We start from the raw sequence: 19,031 nt of genomic DNA, 5'->3' as shown, positions 1-19,031 counted from the left end.
ATTGGTTCTCGAGTCCTGACTCGGGCTTCCGTGCGGCGACGATGGTGGCCTCCGTCGCCGCGCGGCACGGTCCAAATGGCCAACAACCGTGGATCGCTGAATGATGATGTAAGTCACGCAGTCAATAAAGGATCCCGGAGGAACCATGTTCGCCACGCCGTCGCCCGGAAGAGTGGGCGATGTCCGCAGGCAGAACCTTGCTCTCGTCCTCGCAGGGATCCAGGGGAACGGCGGGGCCACGCGCGCCCAGCTTGCCGCGGAAAGCGGTCTGACGAAAGCTTCCGTTTCAAGCCTCGTCACCGACTTACTCGAATCCGGCCTGGTGCGGGAAACAAGTGTCACCCGCGACGGCGAACGCGGACGGCCCGGAACCGGCCTTGTCCTCAATCCGGCCCGCGGTGCCTTGGCCGCAGAAATCAATGTGGACTACCTCGCGGTGGGAGTCTTGGACTTCGCGGGGGAACTGACCTTCCACGAAAGCATTGAACGGCACAACCGTGGAAGCCTACCCTCCGACATCCTGCCGCTCCTCGTCGCCATGGCGCAGCGGGCGGCAACAAAGGCGGCGGCCGACGGTGTCGAACTTCTTGGTGGGGAACTGACCGTGCCTGGGTTGGTGGATGCGGAACGCAACGTTGTGCTGGCCGCGCCAAACCTGGGCTGGGCCGACGTCGAGCTCTCCGAAGAGCTGCCCAAGCTCCTGCCCGAAGCCCCGTTCGGAGTCTCCCTCTCGAACGAGGCTAATAGCGCAGCACTCGCGGAACTCTGGTTTGGCCACGGCGCGGATCACGGCACAAGTGAGCGGTTCCGGGATTTCCTGTACATCTCCGGCGAAGTGGGTGTTGGTGGCGGGCTGGTCATCGATTCCGAACTGTTCGCCGGCCCGCAAGGCCACGCCGGTGAGATCGGCCATGTGGTGGTGCATCCCGACGGCCCGTTGTGCGCCTGCGGGGGCCACGGTTGCCTTGAGACGTTCGCGGGCCAAGAGGCCTTATATTCCGCTGTGGGAATAGAACGGGATTCGAGCTCCCAGCAAATGGACCACTTGCTCAGCCGCCTTGCCGACGGCGATGAGCGTGCCGTGTCAGCGGTGGAACAGGCCGGGCACTACCTCGGAATCGCAGTTGCCTCCACGGCGCGGGTGGCGAACATTTCAGCCGTCGTGCTCGGCGGTCATTTCGCCGTACTGGAGGAATGGATCGCTCCCGCACTGCGCCGGAGCTTGGACCACCACGCGCCCGGGCTGATCCCGGAAGGAAAGCTGGCGGTCTCCGGACTGGGGCAGACGGGGGCCCTCAGGGGCGCCGCGGCAACCTCAGTCCGGAGAATATTGAGCCAGGCCTACGAACTGATTCCGTGAACCTCCGCGAGCGGGGCAGCCAAGGCGGTCAGCTCCACGAGTTCCGGCCGTGCAACCGCGCTTTCGATCGACACCGCTGAGCCGCTGTGGGCGGATGCCAACACAGATTCCATGACCTCCAGCGCATGGAATGCCAATTGGCCGCCAGCACGTGGTTCGACGCCAGCCGGGGTTGCGGCGAGGTCGGCGATGCCGAAGCCCCGGCCCGAATCGATGTAACCGGCCGAGACCGGAAGCGTCTGCCAGGAGTCGGCGCCGAGGGTGAAAAGCTCAACGTCACCGTCGAAGTGGTTCGGATCGGGAACCACAAGGGACCCTGCCGCACCGTGGATCTCGATGTTGGGCGACTTGGTTTTCACCGCGTCAAAGCTCATCACAAGCGTGGACAGGGCGCCGGAGGCATGGACCAGGACTCCGGTCACGTGCGAATCGATGGTCACCGGGATCACTTCGCCTTCGCGCGGGCCCGAACCGATGGTGCGTGAGTTCCGTGTGTGGCTTGCTGCTCCGATGACCGAGACTACCGGGCCCAGCAACGTGACCAGGGCACTCACGTAATAGGGGCCCATGTCCAGCAGCGGTCCGCCGCCGGGTTGGTAGTAGAAATCCGGATTGGGGTGCCAGCGCTCATGTCCCGGCGTCACCATGGTTGCCGTAGCCGAGATCGGCGCACCGATCAGGCCGTCGTCGATCGCTTTGCGTGCGGTCTGGATCCCGGTACCGAGCACCGTATCCGGCGCGCAGCCGACCACGACGCCGGCCTCCCGCGCCGCGTCGAGCACTTGCCGTGCCTCGGCCGTCGTCGCAGCGAGCGGCTTTTCCCCGTACACGCTCTTGCCGGCGGCGATCGCCCTCAAAGCGATCGGCGCATGCGCGGCCGGAATGGTGAGGTTCAGGACGAGCTCGACGTCGTCCGCCGCCAGGAGTTCGTCGACGGTCACCGCACGGACGCCGTCATAAGAATCCGCGACCGCCTGAGCACGGGCGGGATCGAGATCCGCCACCGCCACCAGGTCGATGGCCTCCAGCCGGCGGAAGTTTGTGAGGTACTGGGCGATGATGGCGCCGCAGCCGATGATTCCTACTCTTAGCGACTTGCCCACAGCATGCCCCTTTCGATGATCATGCGGACGTTGCTGTCCTGGAGGATTTCCACCCGGTGTCCCGGGGTGCAAACGAAGATCCGGCCTTCGGCCCACTGCCTGGTCCAGATGGCGGGTGAGGTGACTTCCCGGTTCCACTGGTCCCATTCGCGGACCTTCTGGGTGGTGGTGGCGAGGACGTCGATGTAGTCGTCCGAGAGGACCCAGTACTGCTCGGTTACCAGCTCGAAGTCGCCGATGCCCTGTGTGATGGGATGGCTCGCGGCACCCGGGAGCATATTCACCGTGTACGGCACGTAGTTGTCGGACTGCTCGCCGATGCGTTCGTCCGGGTGTTTGCCCGGGTGGCAGGCGAACTGGCCGCCGATCAGGTGAAGGTAATCCGAGTTGTTCCGGTAGGAATCGGCGATGCCGCCGTGCCAGCCGGCAAGCCCGGTGCCGTTTTCGACGGCGGTGCGGAGCCCCTCGAACTCGTCCTTTTCAATCGTGGACATAGTCACGCATTGCACGATCAAGTCCACCCCGGACATATATGCCGAATCGGCATATACCTTGGGGGATTCCTCCACACGGACGTCATAGCCATTGTCCTTGAGGAACGGGATAAAGAGTTCTGTGGCCTCGAATGGCTGATGGCCATCCCAGCCGCCACGGACCACCAGGGCGGTCTTCTTGTCAGTCATGGTTTCCTTTGCTTAGAAATAAGGCCGGATAAAACGAACGGTCAGCGGCTTGAGAATGCCGCGTCGAATGCGGCGACGGGCGGGGCGATAGCGGCGAGTTCCCGAACCATGGCCAAGGATTGCGGCGCTCCGACGAGCCGGTCCATGCCCGCGTCTTCCCACTCGACGCTGGTTGGCCCCCCGTAGCCGATGGCATTGAGAGTCCGGAAGATCGGCTCCCACTTCACGTCCCCATGGCCTGCGGTGACGAAGTCCCAGCCCCGCCGCGGATCCGCCCATGGCAAGTGGGATCCGAGCCGGCCATTGCGTCCATTGAGCTGGCGGATGGATTCCTTGACGTGCATATGGAAGATCTTCGGTGCGAAATCCTGGAGGAACATCACCGGATCGAGGTCCTGCCAGATGAAGTGGGACGGATCGAAGTTCAGCCCGAAGCTCTCGCGATGACCTACAGCTTCCAGGGCGCGCTTTGCGGTCCAGTAGTCGTAGGCGATCTCGGAGGGGTGGACTTCCAAAGCGAAGCGGACTCCCACCTCGTCGAACACGTCGAGGATCGGGTTCCAGCGGTCCGCGAAATCCTGGTAGCCACGTTCGATCATCGCCTCCGAGGCGGGCGGGAACATGGCCACTGCTTTCCAGATGGAGGAGCCCGTGAATCCCGTGACGGTCTTGACGCCGAGCCGTGCCGCGGCCCGTGCCGTCACTTTCATTGCCTCTGCAGCGCGTTGACGCACCCCTTCGGGATCACCATTGCCCCAGACTTCATCGGACAGAATGTCCCGGTGGCGCTCATCGATGGGATCGTCACACACCGCCTGCCCCGTGAGGTGGTTGGCGATGGCGAAAACCTTAAGGCCGTTCTTGTCGAGGATGTCGAGACGTTCCTGGACGTAGCGGTCGTCAACGGAAGCGCGGTAGGGGTCGAGGTGGTCCCCCCAGCAGGCGATTTCCAGCCCGTCGAAGCCCCATTCGCCCGCGAGCCGGGCGACCTCTTCGAAGGGCAGATCGGCCCACTGGCCGGTGAATAGTGTGATGGGTCTTGTCATCGGGATTCCCTCCTAGACGTTCTGCCAGCGGCTGGACTCTGCGGCGCTGCCTTCCACGGCGGCCAGCACCTTTTGCACCTGCAACGCATCAGCGAACGACGGTGAGGGCTGCTCGCCTGCGCCGATCGCGGTTACGAGGTCCACCACTTGGTGCGTGAAGCCGTGTTCGTATCCGAGGCCGTGCCCGGTGGGCCACCAATTGCCGGCGTAGGGGTGCTCGGGTTCGGTGACGAAGATCCGGCGGAACCCGGCGTCGGGGGATTCGGCGGCGTCGTAGAAGGACAAGACGTTCATCTCTTCGAAGTCGAACGCAAGGGATGCCTTCGTCCCGTTGACTTCCAGTCGCATGGCGTTCTTCCGTCCGAGCGCGAAACGGGTGGCCTCGAAAACCCCGACGGCGCCCGCGGAAGTAGCGCCGCCGTCGAGCCCGTCGCCAGAAAAGCGGGCGGTGAAAATGGCGGCGTCATCGACCGTGACCGTGCCGCGCGGCGCATCCGCGCCGACGTCGCCGTGGCCGCCGAGACCCACGAGGTCGCCGGCCAGCGGCCGCTCGTGGACGAACGTCTCCAGGAGCGCGGAAACGCCCGTGATGTGCTGCCCGGTGACCCACTGCGCGGCGTCAATGCTGTGCGCTCCGATATCGCCCAAGGAACCGGACCCGGACTTGGACTTGTCCAGCCGCCAGGTCATGGGCGCGTTTTCGTCGCTAAGCCAGTCCTGCAGGTACTGCGCCCGCACGTGCCGGATGTTTCCCAAACGGCCCTGCTCGACCATCCGCTTGGCCAGGGCCAACGCTGGAGTGCGGCGGTAGCTGAAGCCGCACATCGAGAACACTCCGCGTTCCGCCGCGGCCTGGGCGGCTTCGGTCATGCGCTCCGCTTCCGCCACCGAATTGGCCAGAGGTTTCTCGCAGAGCACGTGCTTGCCGGCCTCAAGGGCCGCGATCGCGATCTCGGCGTGCGTGTTGCCTGGGGTGCAGATGTCGATGAGGTCGATGTCGTCCCGTTCGAGGAGCCGGCGCCAATCAGTCTCCACGGATCCCCAGCCGAGCTTGCCCGCGGCGGCCCGGACGCCGTCGTCGTTCCGGCCGCAAAGCGCGGTGAGCTGGGGGTCCAGCGGGAGCTCGAAGAACCGCGGCGCTGTCCGCCAGGCGTGGGAGTGGGCGGCACCCATGAACGCGTAGCCGACCATGCCGACGCGTAAGGGCTTTGCGGTGGTCATTGAGTTTCCTTTCGTGAATTTCAAAAGAGCGTTGGCTATTTGCTGAATCCGGCGGTCAGTCCGCTGAGCAGCTGGCGGCGGGCCACCACATAGATGACCAGCAGCGGCAAGGTGGCGAGCACCACGGAAGCCAGCACGGCGGGGATGTTGACGCTGAATTCGCCCTGGAAGGTCCACAAGGACAGCGGAAGCACGCGGGTGGACGGGCTCTGGGTCAGGATCAGCGGGAAAAGGAAGCCGTTCCAGACGCCGAGCGCGTTGTAGATGCCCACGGTCACGACGGCAGGCCGCGTCATGGGCAGCGCGAGTCGCCACATCATGGCCCAGTCCGAGCAGCCGTCGAGCCGCATGGATTCGAACAACTCGTTGGGAACGTCGCGCATGAAGTTGCTCAGGATAAGGACGGAGATGGGAATGGCGAACGCGATGGAGGGGAGGATCAACGCCAACAAGGTGTCATAGAGATGGGCTTTGGTGATCATCCAATAAATGGGGATGATCGTGGCGTGCAAGGGAATCGCGAGGCCTAGGAGGAACGTATTGTTCGTCCACGTCAGGAACCGGCCCTTGCCCCGGACGATCGCGTAGGCGGCCATGAACGAGACCAAGAGTGCCGGTACAACGCTGCCCACTGTGACGATCAGGCTGTTGGCGAAGTACATCGCGAAGTCGTTGTCCAGAACCAGCTTGTAGTTGTCGAGGGTCGGCTCGGTGGGCGGCATCATCGGGTTCGAGGTGAAGAACCCGGCTTGGTTCTTCAGGCTGGTCACCACCACGTAGTAGATGGGAACGATGATGATCGCCAGCCAAAGCCAGCCGCCCAGGCCACCCAGGTAGTTGGGACGGAAGCGTCCAGGGCCCTTGGTCCGTTTTGCTCCGAGGCCATGCTTGCGGCCTTCCTTGTTGCTTAGCGCGGTGCGCCTTGCCGGCGGTGCCGGAGTCTGGGTCGTGGAAGCCATCAGGCACCTTCCAATTGGCTTGCGTTGCGGTTCTTGCCACCGAGTCTTTGCAGGAGGAGGGCCAGGGCAAGGCCGATCACCACGAGGATGACGCCCAGGGCGCTCGCCGCTCCCATGTCGTTGGCCTTGAAGCCGGTCAGGTACATGTGCAGCGGTAGCAGCCTCGTGGAGTAGCCGGGGCCTCCGCCCGTGAGGACGAAGACGAGATCGAAGTAGGCAAGTGAGCCGACCACCATCAGGGTGGAGGACGTGATGATGGTGTACTTCAACTGGGGCAAGGTGATGGCGAAGAACTGCTGGACGCGCCCGGCGCCGTCGATTTGGGCCGCTTCATACAGCGACGCCGGGATCTGGCGTACGCCGCCTTGGTAGATGAGCGTGTGGAACGGAACAAACTGCCAGGCGATCACGAAGACGACGACGAACAGCACCAGATCCGAGTTGCCGAGCCAGTCCTGGGCCAGGAATGGAAGGCCCAGGCCAGGGCCAAGGCCGAAGTTCGGGTCCAAAAGGGCCTTGTAAGCGATGGCGACGGCCGCGGAGGACAGCAGCAGCGGCACGAAGTAGAGGACGGCGAGGGCCGCGCGGTATTTCTGGGATGCGGACGTGAAGACTCCGAGGAGCAAGCTGATGGGAGCCTGGACGATGAACGAGAAGAACATGATCTTGGCGGTCACCCACAGCGCATTGCCGGTGACGGGATCAGTCAGGACCGTGGTCCAGCTCGACAAGCCGTCCAGCTTGATTTCGCCCAGCCCGTCCCATTTGGTGAAGCTGAGGAAGAGCACGCCGAAGAGCGGGATGATGGCGAAGAGGAGGAAGAAGACGAGGGCTGGAGCGGCCAGCCACCCCGACGGGCCCTTTTCAAGGACCCGCCGGGAAGAACCGGTTGAAGTAGACACTGGTTATTTTCCGATCGTGGCGTTCATGGTTGAGACAAACTGATCGGGGCTGATCTTCTTGAGGAAGATCTGGTCCAGGTTCGCCAACATGGCGTCTCCCTGGGCGGGGCTGAGGGCCTGGTCCCAAGAGAGGGTGAAGCTGGGGGCGTTCTTGGCCATGCCGTACACGTAGCTCAGGAAGTCCTTGTCCGGCGATGCGGCCAGCTTGCTTTCGATGCCCGTGGTCACGGGAACGGCTCCGGAGTCGATCAAGGATTGCGTGTCGGCGTCGGTGAACATACCGCTCTTGACGTAGTCGAGTGCTGCCTTCTTCTGGGTGTCAGTTGCCTTGGAAGAGATCGACCAGAAGTTGGAAGGGTTGCCCACGACGTTGGCCGGATCGCCCTTGCCGCCGGAAACGGCGGGGAAGGTGACGTAGCCCAGCTTGCCGTTCTTGACGAAGTCCGCGGCGTCCTTCTTCATGCTCTGGTAGATCCAGCCACCCTGCAGGATCATGGCGGCCTTGCCGGTGTAGAGCAGGGCCTGGTCCGCGTTGCTGTCGGCCGCGATGGAGGAGAAGCCGTTGGCGAATCCGCCGGCGTCCACCAGGTTCTGGATCTTGCTCAGGGCTTCCTTGACGGCCGGATCGGACCAGGCGCCGGGCTTGTTGGCGGCGATGTTCGCGAAGACGTCGGGTCCGCCGATGCGCTCTACCAGGTATTCGAGCCACATCAGGTCAGGCCACTTGGACTGGCCGCCCAGGGAGAAGGGAGCGATTCCTGCAGCCTTGAACTTCGGCACCAATGCCATCAGCTCGTCCCAGGTCTTGGGGGCCTGCGCGCCGATCTTGTCGAAGACTTCCTTGTTGTAGTACAGAACGACAGGCTGCACGTTGTTGTTTGGCAGGGCATACGTCTTGCCGCCGATCACGCCGTTCTTGAGCACGGACGGCAGGTAGCGGTTCTTGACATCCGGGTTTGACGTTACGAAGTCCGACAGGTCGGCCACCTGGCCGGCGTCGACATAGGACTTCAGGACGCCGCCGCCCCAACCGTAAATGAAGGTGGGTCCCTGGCCGGCGCCGACGGCGGTGCGCACCTTGGTCTTGTACGCGTCGTTCGCGAAGAAGTCGAGCTTGACGGTCTCGTCCGGGTGGGCTTTGTTCCATGCATCGATGGACTTCTGAAGTACGGGCTGGTTACCGCCCGTAAGGCCCCACATGGTGGCCGAATCGGCGTTTCCTGCTGAACTTGCCGGTCCACTTGATCCGCAAGCTGCGAGGGAGATCGATACGGCCGCAGCAGTGGCGGCGATCGCCGCTGAGCGCAACGTGAGTTTTAGCATTTGCGATTCCATTCGTCCTCCGGGCTCGACGCTGATTGCCCGGCTATTGGTTTCGGGAGTCCGGCCTTCGGGGAGCGAGGCTGCACTGCCGCTGAATATGCTTGATCCGAATCTTCGAAATATTTCGACAATAATTTCGGTCCGTTAGGCAAATTTAGCTGTGGTGTGGGTCACCGTCAAGGCAAACCAGACATAAAGTTCAACTCTTTTACGAAATGGCGATTGACTCTGCTCGCCTCGCCGCTCAGACTTATGTCAACGAAATATTTCGAAAGAGTTGAGGATCCATGGCCAGCAGCGAAAGTCCCGCCAAGGTGACATTGGCCGCGATCGCCCGGGAAGCGGGCGTCTCGATGCCGACCGTCTCGAAGGTGGTCAATGGGCGCGAGGACGTTGCGGCCGATACACGTGCCAAAGTTCTAACCGCTTTGGAGCGGACGGGATACAAGTCGCCGCTTCAGCGAAAGAACACCGCAAGCCGCCGGCCCGTGGTGGAGGTTGTCTTCGACACCTTGAATTCGGCGTATGGGGTGGAAGTGCTCAATGGCGTGCTGGAGCACGCGGCCGCCTCCGACGTCGAAGTCCTGCTCAACATCACCGGTCAGCAATCGGCGTCGAAGCTGAGCCTCGAGCAACGGGCGCAGCGGATGGTCGACGAAGGCCGCAGCGGCATGATCGTGGTGACCTCGGCGTTCAGCTCGGCACAATTGGATCCATTTCGACGGCGGCAGATACCAATTGTTGTCATCGACCCGCTCAACCCGCCGCCGGGTGACGTGGTCAGCGTCGGTGCCAGCAATTGGGCCGGGGGCAAGGCCGCCACGGCCCACCTGCTGGATCTAGGGCACCGGAGGATCGCCTATCTGGGCGGGCCGGAAGCGGCCGAGTGCAACCAGGCCCGGCTGCACGGCTACATGGCGGCGCTGATGGCGAAAGGGGTGCCCGTCGAGGAGCGCTACATCCTGTCGGGACCCTTCCGCTCCGAGAATGGCGTGGCGGGAATGAAAACCCTGCTTCAACTCGAAGAGCGCCCAACGGCAATCTTCGCCGCAAGCGACAGCATCGCCTTGGGCGTCCTCGCCGAGGCGCGTCGGCAAAAGATCCGTATCCCGGAGGACATCAGCGTTGTGGGATTCGACGGAACCTACCAAGCGGAGGAATCGGTCCCTCCGCTGACGTCCGTGTCCCAGCCGCTGCAGGAAATGGGCCGCGCCGCCTTGCGATTCGTCTTACGCCAAATGCGGGGTGACGCGGTGGACTCACGGCGGGTGGAGCTCGCTACGCACCTCGTGGTCCGCGAATCCACGGCGCCGCCGGCGTAGACCCGGGAGATTCCGGGTGGTCACACCGCCGCGGAGCCGCAGATAGGGGGATTCCCGGCCGCGGACCGGCGGGGACTACGACGTCGGAGCGCCTGCAGTGGTGACGACTTTGGCTTCCCCGGTTGCCGGGCCCGTGGCCGGGACGGGGGCACCCTTGCGGTAGCGCCACAGGCCTAATGCCACCACAACAACGGCCAGGGCCACGGAAAGCAAGAGTGATTCCCGCGTTGACTCGAGGATCTCCATTCCGATCAGCAGAGCCACGATGCTTATGATCGCAACCCACGTCAGGTACGGGAAAAGCCACATCTTCAGGCTCAGGCCCTCAGCCGAGCCGCCCATGCGACGGCGCAGGATCAACTGGGAAGCGGAGATGACGAGCCACACGAAGAGTGCGATGGCGCCGGAAGTGTTGACGAGGAAAATGAAGACTGTATCCGGGGCGATGTAGTTAAGCCCGACGGTAATGAATCCAACCACTGTGGAGGCCAACACTGCGGTCGCCGGAACGCCGCGCTTGGAGATCCTGGCCCAGGATTTGGGGGCGTCGCCACGTTTGGAAAGCGAGAAGAGCATGCGGCTGGCCGTATAAAGCCCGGAGTTCAGGCAGGACAGCACCGAGGTGAGGACCACGATGTCCATGATGGTACCGGCTCCTGGGATGCCGTACAGCTCAATGACTGCCACGTACGGGCTTTTGGCCACGCTGGCGCTGTTCCAGGGCAGGAGGGTGACCACAATGGCTATCGATCCGATGTAGAAAATCAGGATGCGCCAGACCGTGGACTTGACGGCCTTCTTGACAGCGCCCACGGGGTCGGCAGACTCACCGGCTGCGATGGTGGCGATCTCCGCGCCGAAGAAAGAGAAGACGACTACGAGGACGCCGGCCAGGACTGCGCCGGGACCGTTCGGCAGGAAACCGCCGTTCTCCAGCAGATTGGCCATGCCCGGCGCTGGCACGCCCGGCATGAGCCCGAGGATTGCAGCGATGCCGGCGATCAGGAACAACACGATCGCGGTGACCTTGATCGAAGCAAACCAGAACTCGAACTCGCCGTAGGACTTCACGGAACCAAGGTTCGTCAGGGTAAGCAGCACCATGAGCACCAGGGCCCATGCCCACTGATCGACGCCTGGAACCCAGCGGTGCAAGATCGCGGCACCGGCCGTGGCTTCGATGCCCAGAACAATGATCCAGAACCAGGCATACAGCCATCCGATGCTGAAGCCAGCCCAGCGGCCGAGCGCCTTGTCTGCGTATGTGGAGAACGACCCAGTCTCCGGGTTGGCGGCAGCCATCTCGCCCAGCATTCGCATCACCAGGATCACGACGATGCCGGCGGCCATGTATGCCAGCAGGATACCTGGGCCGGCCTGCTGTATGGCGGCGCCGGAACCCACAAACAGCCCCGCGCCGATCACGCCGGCAATGGCGATCATGGACAGATGCCGCGGTTTGAGGGATTTCGAAAGTTGCTGTTCAGCGTGCATGGAGAGCGCCGTCTTTCAGATTGGGGTGCGGGCCGGAAGGTGTGCATCAGGCCAAATTGTGTGCGTTAAGTCACAATTGCCATCCCATCGTAAATGGGCCTAGAAGAGTCGCCGTTGTGCACCCAAACAATTGGCGCCGTCAATAAACGGCAAGTCTCACAGCTGAGAGGCGTATTAGTAAACATCTGTTGTCTCCATGACAATTCAGAAACATTCCTGAAACGAGCGCCATGGCGTGTCAGTGTCGGACGCCACTCCGTTTGGATTCCCCAGGAATCTCGACGTAGTAGACGGATCCAGCGGTGGGAAAGAAGAAGCGGTGTCCGGCGTGCCGAATCGGCCGGTAGTCGTGCCCGAACGGGTCTTGTACCCTGACACGTTCGAGGTGACCCACCCGGGTGAGGCCCCTATTGACTTCCTGGAGCGTCGCTGGGTGGCTTACTTCGCCGTCCACCTCCAAGACCCACGGTGCGTCCGTCGTCCTGCCCGCATGTTCGAGGTAAAGCATTTCAAATAGTCCGGCAAGGAGGGCTTCTAGCGTTGTCGGATGGAACCGCTGCAGGGGATGGGCCTGTATATTCCTTTGCTGGTTGTTCGTCCATGCCTGGCGGAGCCAGTTGAATTCGACCGTGCCCAACGAAGGGCCCAGACGCAGTTGCCTGTCCTTATCCATGGTCAGGCGGTAGTCGTTTCCGGCTCGGTCAAGAATGCATGCAGCTTCGTCAACGTATTCCAAGTCATCGAGCATGGCAGCCTCGGACGGATAGTACGAGAAATCGCCGACCTCATCGACCACCACAAAGTCGTCCGGACGCGTGGCTGGAACCGTGTCGTCGGGTGTCGTTCCGTTGGTAGAGCCAATGCGCTTCATGCTTACGTCAGCTCCTGCGGAGGGCCAGTCCAGGGCCCGGATGGCCATGAATTCTTCCCTCGATCAGATCACCGAAAGGACCCGTCACCGGCGGTCTTTATGGTTTCCATACGCGGCATGGCGGAGATTTAGCACTCTCTTAACACCTGGGAGCCGCCTTGCTATCGCGAGTCTCTTAACGGGAAGGGCTCGAGCAAATGGGGCAGGCATGTCAGACTTCGGCCATGAGTATCGAGCACTGGTGGCCGAAGCTGAAGCCGTCCACCCAAGAATGGCTGATCGAGAACAATGGCGACGCAGTGTCCCCGGAGGTGCTTGCCGAGATCACCCAAGTCGGAGGCGTCACTACGTCCGATGCATGGTGGGTTGGTGAGAGTGGGCCTTCGGGGTTCTATTTCTCGGACGAGGCGGTCGACTGGATCGAAGCGGTTGGGAACGGCGAGGTGCCCGAGCGGCCCTGACGGCAGCGCCGTCAGGCCACCTTGTAGCCGCGCTTAGCCGACGTGGACCCACGGGCGCCGGCTGACATCGGGTTCGGCTTCACGCAGGACTTCACGAGTGACAGGGGCGATCTCTCCTTCGCCGAGGAAGAGGAAGCGAAGGAGGTTGATGACGGGGTTGCCTTCGGTCCAGCGGAAGTAGATGTGCGGCATGAGGCCGGTCACGTCGCGGATGTGCAGCAGGACCGAGGCGATGGTGTTGGGGACCACGGGGCCGTGGACCTCGAGGATCTGGTGTCCGTGCCGGACCACGCCATGGACTTCGAGCGCGGTTTCGAAGTCGGAGGAATCGTCCACGATCACTTCCAGGAAGAGAGCCTGGTAATCCACCGGAATGTGGCTGACCTCGATAGCTGAGGTGAGTTTGTCCCGGTAGGCCTCTGCGGTGAGGCGGAGCGGTTCGTGGGCAATAAGCGCAATCGGGCCGCTCAGGTTGGTGGACATGAATTCCAGTGCCTGGCGGTCCAGATGGACGTGGGTGGCGTGCAGTTCAAAGGAGCGCCGGATCCTGGAAAGCAGGGAGATCACAATGATCCCCACGATAAAGATCGCGGCGATCCGGATGCCTTCGGGACGTTCGAAGATGTTGGCAATTGTTGTGTAGATGAAGACGAGGGCGATGATGCCGAATCCGACAACGCGCTTGCGCTGCCTCAAGCGGCGCGCGGAGAGGGTCACCGCGACGGCTGCCGAGGTCATCAGCACCAACACGCCGGTGGCGTACGCGCCACCCTGGGCGTCGACGTCGGCGTTGAAAAGGAACGTGATCAGGAACCCGATGAGGGTGAAAACCAACACAAGAGGGCGCACCGCCCGGGCCCATCCCGGGGCCATTCCGTATCGCGGCAGGTACCGCGGGACCAGGTTCAGCAGCCCGGCCATGGCGGAGGCGCCCGCGAACCACAAGATGGCGATGGTGCTGAGGTCGTAGACAGTGCCGAACCCCACCCCAAGATATTGGTGCGCCAGGAATGCCAGGGCTCGCCCATCGGCCTGGCCGCCGGGCTGGAATTCCTTCTCCGGAATCAGCACCACGGTGGTGAAGCTTGTAGCGATCAGGAATGAACTCATGATGACTGCCGCGGTGGTCAGGAGGCGGCGGGTTCCCTTGATCCGTCCGGCAGGGTTTTCCTCGGTGTCCGAAGCCCGTCCGCGGATCTGCGGCATCACGGCGACTCCGGTCTCGAAACCGGACAGGCCCAAGGCGAGTTTGGGGAAAACGAGTAGCGCGATGCCGATCACCATGAAGGGATTTCCGTGCGACGTCGACAGCGCATGCCACCAGTCGCCTACAGCGACCGGATGGGCGAACACTTCCACAAACGTTGAGAACACGACGACGACGTTGAGGCTCAGATAGACGATGACGAGAACGACGGCCACGCCAATGGCTTCCTTGAATCCGCGCAGGAATACCGCGGCCAGCAGGGCCAGCAGGAACAACGTAACCAGGATGTTCTGTCCCTGCAGCCAGCCCGGGGCGAGCGGATTCTGGATCGCGTGGGCGGTGGCATCCGCGGCCGAGAGGGTCATGGTGATCATGAAGTCTGTCGCCGCGAATCCGAGGAGAACGAGAACCAGGAGCTTTCCGCCCCAGCGTGGCAAGAGGCGCTCAAGCATGGCGATGGATCCCTCGCCGCGGTGGCTTTCCCCCGCGACGCGGTGGTACACAGGCAGGGCGCCCAGCAGCGTGACGGCCACCAGGACGATGGTGGCCAAGGGGGAGATCACTCCCGCAGCCAAGGCTGCGATGGCCGGCTGGTAGCCGAGGGTGGAGAAATAGTCGACGCCGGTGAGGCACATGACCTGCCACCACGAATGCTTCTTCAGGTGGGGATCGCCCACCGCTCCGGGGCCTTGGTGTGATCCTTTGGAGTCCTGCAGTCCGAACAACAGCCATGTCCGCAAGGAGGCCATACCCCCGGGCCGTGGCGCCGAAGGGTCAGCCGGGGGCCTGCTCAAGGTAGTCATGGTGTCCTTTCCGCGCGACGCGCAGGCACCGCGATCATTGCTGAAGATAGCACCGACTACGGGTGTTTTCGCTGGTTGAAGCCGATCTTGATGAATCCTTAACGTCGATGACCCGGAACCACGTCGCATCTGTTAAGAAGCCGTCAAGATTCGGCCTTGCCGTGTTAAGGAACCATCAGGAAACGATTTTCGCCGCCTGCCAAGGCGTTGACTGTCATCAGCCCCGCAAACGGGGCGCGGATGAAAGGACGTTCCAATGGCCGACGTGGCTGTTGTGGGGATCTTCGTGGTGTCAATGGGGATCGTGCTGTGGATTGCCCACCTTCTGGGCAAAATCGTCGACGGCGATGGGCCGGTGAACGGGCAGTGAGCGGGGACGCCGTGATGTGGTTGGTCCTGTTCATTGCAGGCCTATGCCTGTTCGGTTATCTGTTGGCCGTGTTGATCCACCCGGAAAAGTGGTGATTCGGGATGGTTTTCAACGTTGCCTCCTTCGTCACCCAGGTGGCCGTCCTGCTCCTGCTGTTGGTCCTGGTGCACAAGCCCCTGGGCATCTACCTTGCCCGCGTGTTCGAGGGCAACAAGTCGACCCGTGTGGAGCGGCTGTTCTACAGGCTGGCCGGAGTGGATGCCGGCGCCGAACAGAGCTGGTCGATCTACTTGCGCAGCGTCCTGGTCTTCTCTGCGGTGTCCATCCTGGGGGTGTTCCTTCTCGAGCGGCTCCAAGGCATCCTGCCAGGGAACAATTCCCTCCCCGGCGTTGATCCTTGGACGGCCGTGAACACGGCCATCTCGTTCGCCACGAACACCAATTGGCAGACGTACACGCCTGAAACCACCGTGGGCATCTTCGTACAGATGTGCCTGCTGGCCGTGCAGAACTTCCTCTCTGCCGCCGTCGGAATCGTGGTGGTAGTCGCGCTGATCCGCGGCATCGCGCGGACCCGGACGGACAGGCTGGGGAATTTCTGGGTGGATCTTGCCCGCACCTCATTTCGCGTGCTGCTCCCCATGGCCGCGCTTGCGGCCGTCGTGATGGTCATCGGCGGCGTGGTGCAGAATTTCTGGTCTACCGACGTCGTCAACCAGGCAACAGGTGTCACCCAGACCATTCCCGGCGGGCCTGTAGCCTCCCAGGAAGCCATCAAGATCCTCGGCACCAACGGCGGCGGCTACTTCAACGCGAATTCGGCCCATCCGTTTGAGAACCCGAACGTCTTCATCAGCCTGTTCGAAGTCTTCCTGATCCTGCTCATTCCTTCCGCGTTGCCGTACGCCTATGGCCGCATGGTGGGGGACCAGCGGCAGGGGTACACCGTCGTCGGCGTCATGGGCACGCTCTGGCTGGCGTCCACATTGCTGATGGGTTGGGCCGTTGCCGGCGCGCAAGGGACGGCAACCGCAGTGGCGGGCGGTCTGGGCGAGGGCTTCGAGCAGCGCTTCGGCGCGGCCCAGAGTTCGATCTTTGCCACGGCCACTACCTTGACTTCCACGGGGGCAATCAACGTTGCCCATGATTCCCTGCCGCCCCTAGCCGGCGGCGTGGCCATGGTCAACATGATGCTCGGCGAAGTGGCCCCCGGCGGCACGGGGTCAGGGCTTTACGGCCTGCTCATCCTCGCGATCGTCTCGGTGTTCATCGCCGGGCTCATGGTGGGCCGCACACCGGAATTCCTGGGCAAGAAAGTCGGGCCCCGGGAAATGAAGCTCACAGCCATGTACATCCTGGTGACGCCCGTCGTCGTGCTGGCCACGGCCGGAGTCACGGTCCTGCTTCCGGATGCCGTGGCTAACGCACCTGCCTCCGGTCCACACCAATTCAGCGAAGTGCTCTACGCCTTCACCTCCGGAGCCAACAACAACGGCTCGGCCTTCGCCGGGATCACCACTTCGGGCCCGTACCTGTCCACGATGATGGGCGTCGCCATGCTGCTGGGCCGCTATCTGCCCATCGTGCTGGTGCTGGCCCTGGCAGGTTCCCTGGCGAAACAACCCCGGATCCCGGCATCCTCCGGAACCGTGCCCACCCATGGCTGGCTCTTCGGCTCCCTTTTGCTCAGTGTCACAGTGATCTTGACCGCCTTGAGCTACTTCCCGGCCCTCGCCTTGGGCCCCCTCGCAGAAGGACTCCTCAAATGACCCGGTCAAACACGGCATTAGCCTCGGACACCGCTACCCAGACCTACGCGGACGGAAATCCCCTGGGCACTCCGGGGGAGCACAAACACCACACCAAGGCGCCGGCCAAGCTGGACCTTGCCAGCATCCGGACCGCCCTGCCGGTCGCAGTACGGAAGCTGGCGCCGCGGCAGATGATCCATTCTCCGGTGATGTTCACCGTGCTGGTCGGGGCGGCTCTCTGCACAGCCATTTGCATCCTCAAACCGGCCGTGTTCGGCATCTCGGTGACAATCTGGCTTTGGCTGACGGTGCTCTTCGGTACATTGTCGGAAGCCATCGCAGAGGGCCGCGGCAAGGCCCAGGCAGACAGCCTCCGGGCCAGCAGGAAAGGTGTTGTTGCCAGGCTTCGGCTTGAGGACGGCACTCTCAAGGAAGTGCCGGGAACGGAACTACGGAAGAACGACGTCGTCATTTGCGAAGCCGGGGACGTCATCCCCTCCGATGGCGAGATCATCGAAGGCCTGGCGAGCGTGGACGAATCCACCATCACCGGTGAATCGGCACCCGTCATTCGTGAATCCGGCGGCGACCGCTCCTCGGTGACGGGCGGCACCAAGGTCCTTTCGGACCGAATCGCCGTTCGCATCACGGCTGAGGCGGGCGAAACGTTCATTGACCGGATGATCAAGCTCGTGGAAGGCGCCGTTCGGCAGAAGACGCCCAACGAAATCGCCCTCCACGTCCTCCTTGTCTCCCTCACCATCGTCTTCCTGGCGGTCACCATGAGCTTGGCGCCATTCGCTTCCCTGCCGGGGGCAACGCCATCGCCGATCGTGCTGGTGGCGCTGCTCGTCTGCCTCATCCCGACGACGATCGGCGCGCTCGTGCCGGCCATCGGCATCGCAGGCATGGACCGCTTGGTGCAGCACAACGTCCTGGCCACTTCCGGCCGCGCAGTGGAGACCGCCGGAGACATCACCACGCTCCTGCTCGACAAGACAGGCACCATCACTTACGGCAACCGCCGGGCGGTCAACTTCTTCCCCGCCCACGACGTCGAGCGGACCGAACTCATCGAGGCGGCCCGGCTCTCCAGCCTGGCCGACGAGACGCCGGAGGGACGCTCGATCGTGGATCTCGCGGCGGAAAAGGGCGTCGGCGGCCCGGACCTTGCCGCTCTCTTGAAAGGTTCGGAAGAGTTCGCAGTTGTCGAGTTCAGTGCCAGCACGCGCATGAGCGGCCTGGATCTCGACGGACGGAAGATCCGCAAAGGCGCCGCAACAGCCGTCGCGAAGTTCGTCGCGGACGCCGGCGGACACACGCCTGCCGAGGTCGATAGCAAGGTAAGGGAAATCTCCGCCCAGGGCGGCACCCCGCTGTTGGTGGCCGGCGTCGCGCACGACGGCGGAGCCCGGGTCCTCGGCACTATCCACCTTGCCGATGTGGTCAAGCCGGGCATGCACGCCCGCTTCGCCGAACTGCGCCGGATGGGCATCCGGACGGTGATGATCACGGGTGACAACCCCATCACGGCCAAGGCAATCGCCGCGGAGTCCGGCGTCGACGATTTCGTCGCCGAGGCGACTCCGGAAGACAAACTCGCGGTCATCAAGGACGAACAGGCGCACGGCCGGCTGGTGGCCATGACCGGCGACGGCACCAACGATGCGCCCGCGCTGGCCGCGGCGGATGTCGGCGTCGCCATGAATTCGGGTACTCCGGCCGCCAAGGAAGCTGCCAACATGGTGGACCTGGACTCGGATCCCACCAAGCTCATCAACATTGTGGGCATCGGCAAACAGCTGCTCATCACCCGCGGCGCCCTGACCACATTCTCTGTGGCCAACGATGTCGCAAAGTACTTCGCGATCGTTCCAGCCCTGTTCACGGGCGCTTTCCCCGGACTGGGGCTCTTGAACATCATGGGTCTGGCATCGCCGTCCTCGGCCATCCTGTCCGCAGTGATCTTCAACGCCCTCATCATCATCGCCCTGGTTCCGCTCGCCCTGCGCGGCGTCAAGTACCGGGCTGTCTCGGCGAACCAGGCGCTCGCCAGGAACCTGGCCATCTACGGCCTCGGCGGACTCGTGGCACCTTTCATCGGGATAAAGCTCATCGACCTGCTCATTTCCCTCATCCCCGGCATCGGCTAGGA

The 19,031-nt window shown here is 63.1% G+C and carries 16 protein-coding genes; 6 read left to right on the top strand and 10 right to left on the bottom strand.

Going from position 1 to position 19,031, the window contains the following annotated elements:
* The first annotated feature begins 145 nt into the window (after positions 1–145).
* Complete coding sequence (locus tag ABEA18_RS04690; RefSeq protein ID WP_345448146.1) at positions 146–1,360, top strand: ROK family transcriptional regulator; 1,215 nt, start codon at positions 146–148, stop codon at positions 1,358–1,360.
* On the opposite strand, the gene ABEA18_RS04685 is transcribed toward ABEA18_RS04690, so the two are convergent.
* From ABEA18_RS04685 to ABEA18_RS04655, 7 genes are read right to left on the bottom strand one after another with little or no spacing between them, the layout of a single operon-like run.
* A complete protein-coding gene (locus tag ABEA18_RS04685) occupies positions 1,342–2,463 on the bottom strand; it encodes a Gfo/Idh/MocA family protein (protein ID WP_345448145.1) in 1,122 nt (373 codons plus the stop codon). The two genes, ABEA18_RS04690 and ABEA18_RS04685, sit on opposite strands and share 19 nt — an antisense overlap.
* Positions 2,448–3,146 (bottom strand): ThuA domain-containing protein, encoded by a 699-nt coding sequence (locus tag ABEA18_RS04680; protein ID WP_345448144.1) that lies wholly within the window; start codon positions 3,144–3,146, stop codon positions 2,448–2,450. Before ABEA18_RS04680 ends, ABEA18_RS04685 begins: the two co-directional genes overlap by 16 nt.
* 41 nt (positions 3,147–3,187) lie before the next feature.
* Positions 3,188–4,192 (bottom strand): sugar phosphate isomerase/epimerase family protein, encoded by a 1,005-nt coding sequence (locus tag ABEA18_RS04675; RefSeq protein WP_345448143.1) that lies wholly within the window; start codon positions 4,190–4,192, stop codon positions 3,188–3,190.
* 12 nt (positions 4,193–4,204) lie between these two features.
* Positions 4,205–5,413, bottom strand: a complete 1,209-nt coding sequence (locus ABEA18_RS04670) for a Gfo/Idh/MocA family protein (protein ID WP_345448142.1) — start codon at positions 5,411–5,413, stop codon at positions 4,205–4,207.
* A gap of 35 nt (positions 5,414–5,448) precedes the next feature.
* On the bottom strand, positions 5,449–6,372 hold the full coding sequence (locus ABEA18_RS04665; RefSeq protein ID WP_345448141.1) for a carbohydrate ABC transporter permease: 924 nt from the start codon (positions 6,370–6,372) through the stop codon (positions 5,449–5,451).
* Positions 6,372–7,274 carry a carbohydrate ABC transporter permease gene (locus ABEA18_RS04660; protein WP_059388769.1) on the bottom strand — a complete coding sequence of 301 codons (903 nt, stop codon included), beginning with the start codon at positions 7,272–7,274 and terminating at the stop codon, positions 6,372–6,374. Before ABEA18_RS04660 ends, ABEA18_RS04665 begins: the two co-directional genes overlap by 1 nt.
* Before the next feature lie 3 nt (positions 7,275–7,277).
* Positions 7,278–8,597, bottom strand: a complete 1,320-nt coding sequence (locus ABEA18_RS04655) for an extracellular solute-binding protein (protein ID WP_345448140.1) — start codon at positions 8,595–8,597, stop codon at positions 7,278–7,280.
* A 287-nt stretch (positions 8,598–8,884) separates the two neighbouring features.
* On the opposite strand from ABEA18_RS04655, the gene ABEA18_RS04650 reads away from it, so the two are divergent.
* Positions 8,885–9,919 carry a LacI family DNA-binding transcriptional regulator gene (locus ABEA18_RS04650; protein WP_345448139.1) on the top strand — a complete coding sequence of 345 codons (1,035 nt, stop codon included), beginning with the start codon at positions 8,885–8,887 and terminating at the stop codon, positions 9,917–9,919.
* A gap of 75 nt (positions 9,920–9,994) precedes the next feature.
* On the opposite strand, the gene ABEA18_RS04645 is transcribed toward ABEA18_RS04650, so the two are convergent.
* Together ABEA18_RS04645 and ABEA18_RS04640 are read right to left on the bottom strand one after the other, a co-directional pair.
* The gene (locus ABEA18_RS04645; RefSeq protein WP_345448138.1) at positions 9,995–11,413 is read right to left on the bottom strand and encodes an amino acid permease; all 1,419 of its coding nucleotides are present in this window, start codon (positions 11,411–11,413) and stop codon (positions 9,995–9,997) included.
* A gap of 238 nt (positions 11,414–11,651) precedes the next feature.
* Positions 11,652–12,332, bottom strand: coding sequence for a hypothetical protein (locus ABEA18_RS04640; RefSeq protein WP_345448137.1), 681 nt, complete (start codon positions 12,330–12,332; stop codon positions 11,652–11,654).
* Between the two features lie 176 nt (positions 12,333–12,508).
* On the opposite strand from ABEA18_RS04640, the gene ABEA18_RS04635 reads away from it, so the two are divergent.
* On the top strand, positions 12,509–12,745 hold the full coding sequence (locus tag ABEA18_RS04635; protein WP_345448136.1) for a hypothetical protein: 237 nt from the start codon (positions 12,509–12,511) through the stop codon (positions 12,743–12,745).
* Between the two features lie 33 nt (positions 12,746–12,778).
* Here ABEA18_RS04635 and ABEA18_RS04630 read toward each other — a convergent pair whose 3' ends face one another.
* Complete coding sequence (locus ABEA18_RS04630) at positions 12,779–14,755, bottom strand: APC family permease (protein WP_345448135.1); 1,977 nt, start codon at positions 14,753–14,755, stop codon at positions 12,779–12,781.
* A 384-nt stretch (positions 14,756–15,139) separates the two neighbouring features.
* Here ABEA18_RS04630 and ABEA18_RS04625 point away from each other — a divergent pair, with 384 nt between their 5' ends.
* From ABEA18_RS04625 to kdpB, 3 genes are read left to right on the top strand one after another with little or no spacing between them, the layout of a single operon-like run.
* Positions 15,140–15,220, top strand: coding sequence for a potassium-transporting ATPase subunit F (locus ABEA18_RS04625; protein WP_231497388.1), 81 nt, complete (start codon positions 15,140–15,142; stop codon positions 15,218–15,220).
* A 6-nt stretch (positions 15,221–15,226) separates the two neighbouring features.
* Positions 15,227–16,894, top strand: a complete 1,668-nt coding sequence (gene kdpA / locus ABEA18_RS04620) for a potassium-transporting ATPase subunit KdpA (RefSeq protein WP_345448134.1) — start codon at positions 15,227–15,229, stop codon at positions 16,892–16,894.
* Complete coding sequence (gene kdpB / locus ABEA18_RS04615) at positions 16,891–19,029, top strand: potassium-transporting ATPase subunit KdpB (RefSeq protein WP_345448133.1); 2,139 nt, start codon at positions 16,891–16,893, stop codon at positions 19,027–19,029. Before kdpA ends, kdpB begins: the two co-directional genes overlap by 4 nt.
* Positions 19,030–19,031 lie beyond the last annotated feature (2 nt).

Origin of the sequence: Arthrobacter gyeryongensis (genome assembly GCF_039543785.1) — a bacterium.
GTDB classification, from domain to species: domain Bacteria; phylum Actinomycetota; class Actinomycetes; order Actinomycetales; family Micrococcaceae; genus Arthrobacter; species Arthrobacter gyeryongensis.
The sequence above is the reverse complement of the archived record's forward strand: the minus strand, read 5'-3'. Positions and strand labels throughout refer to the sequence as shown.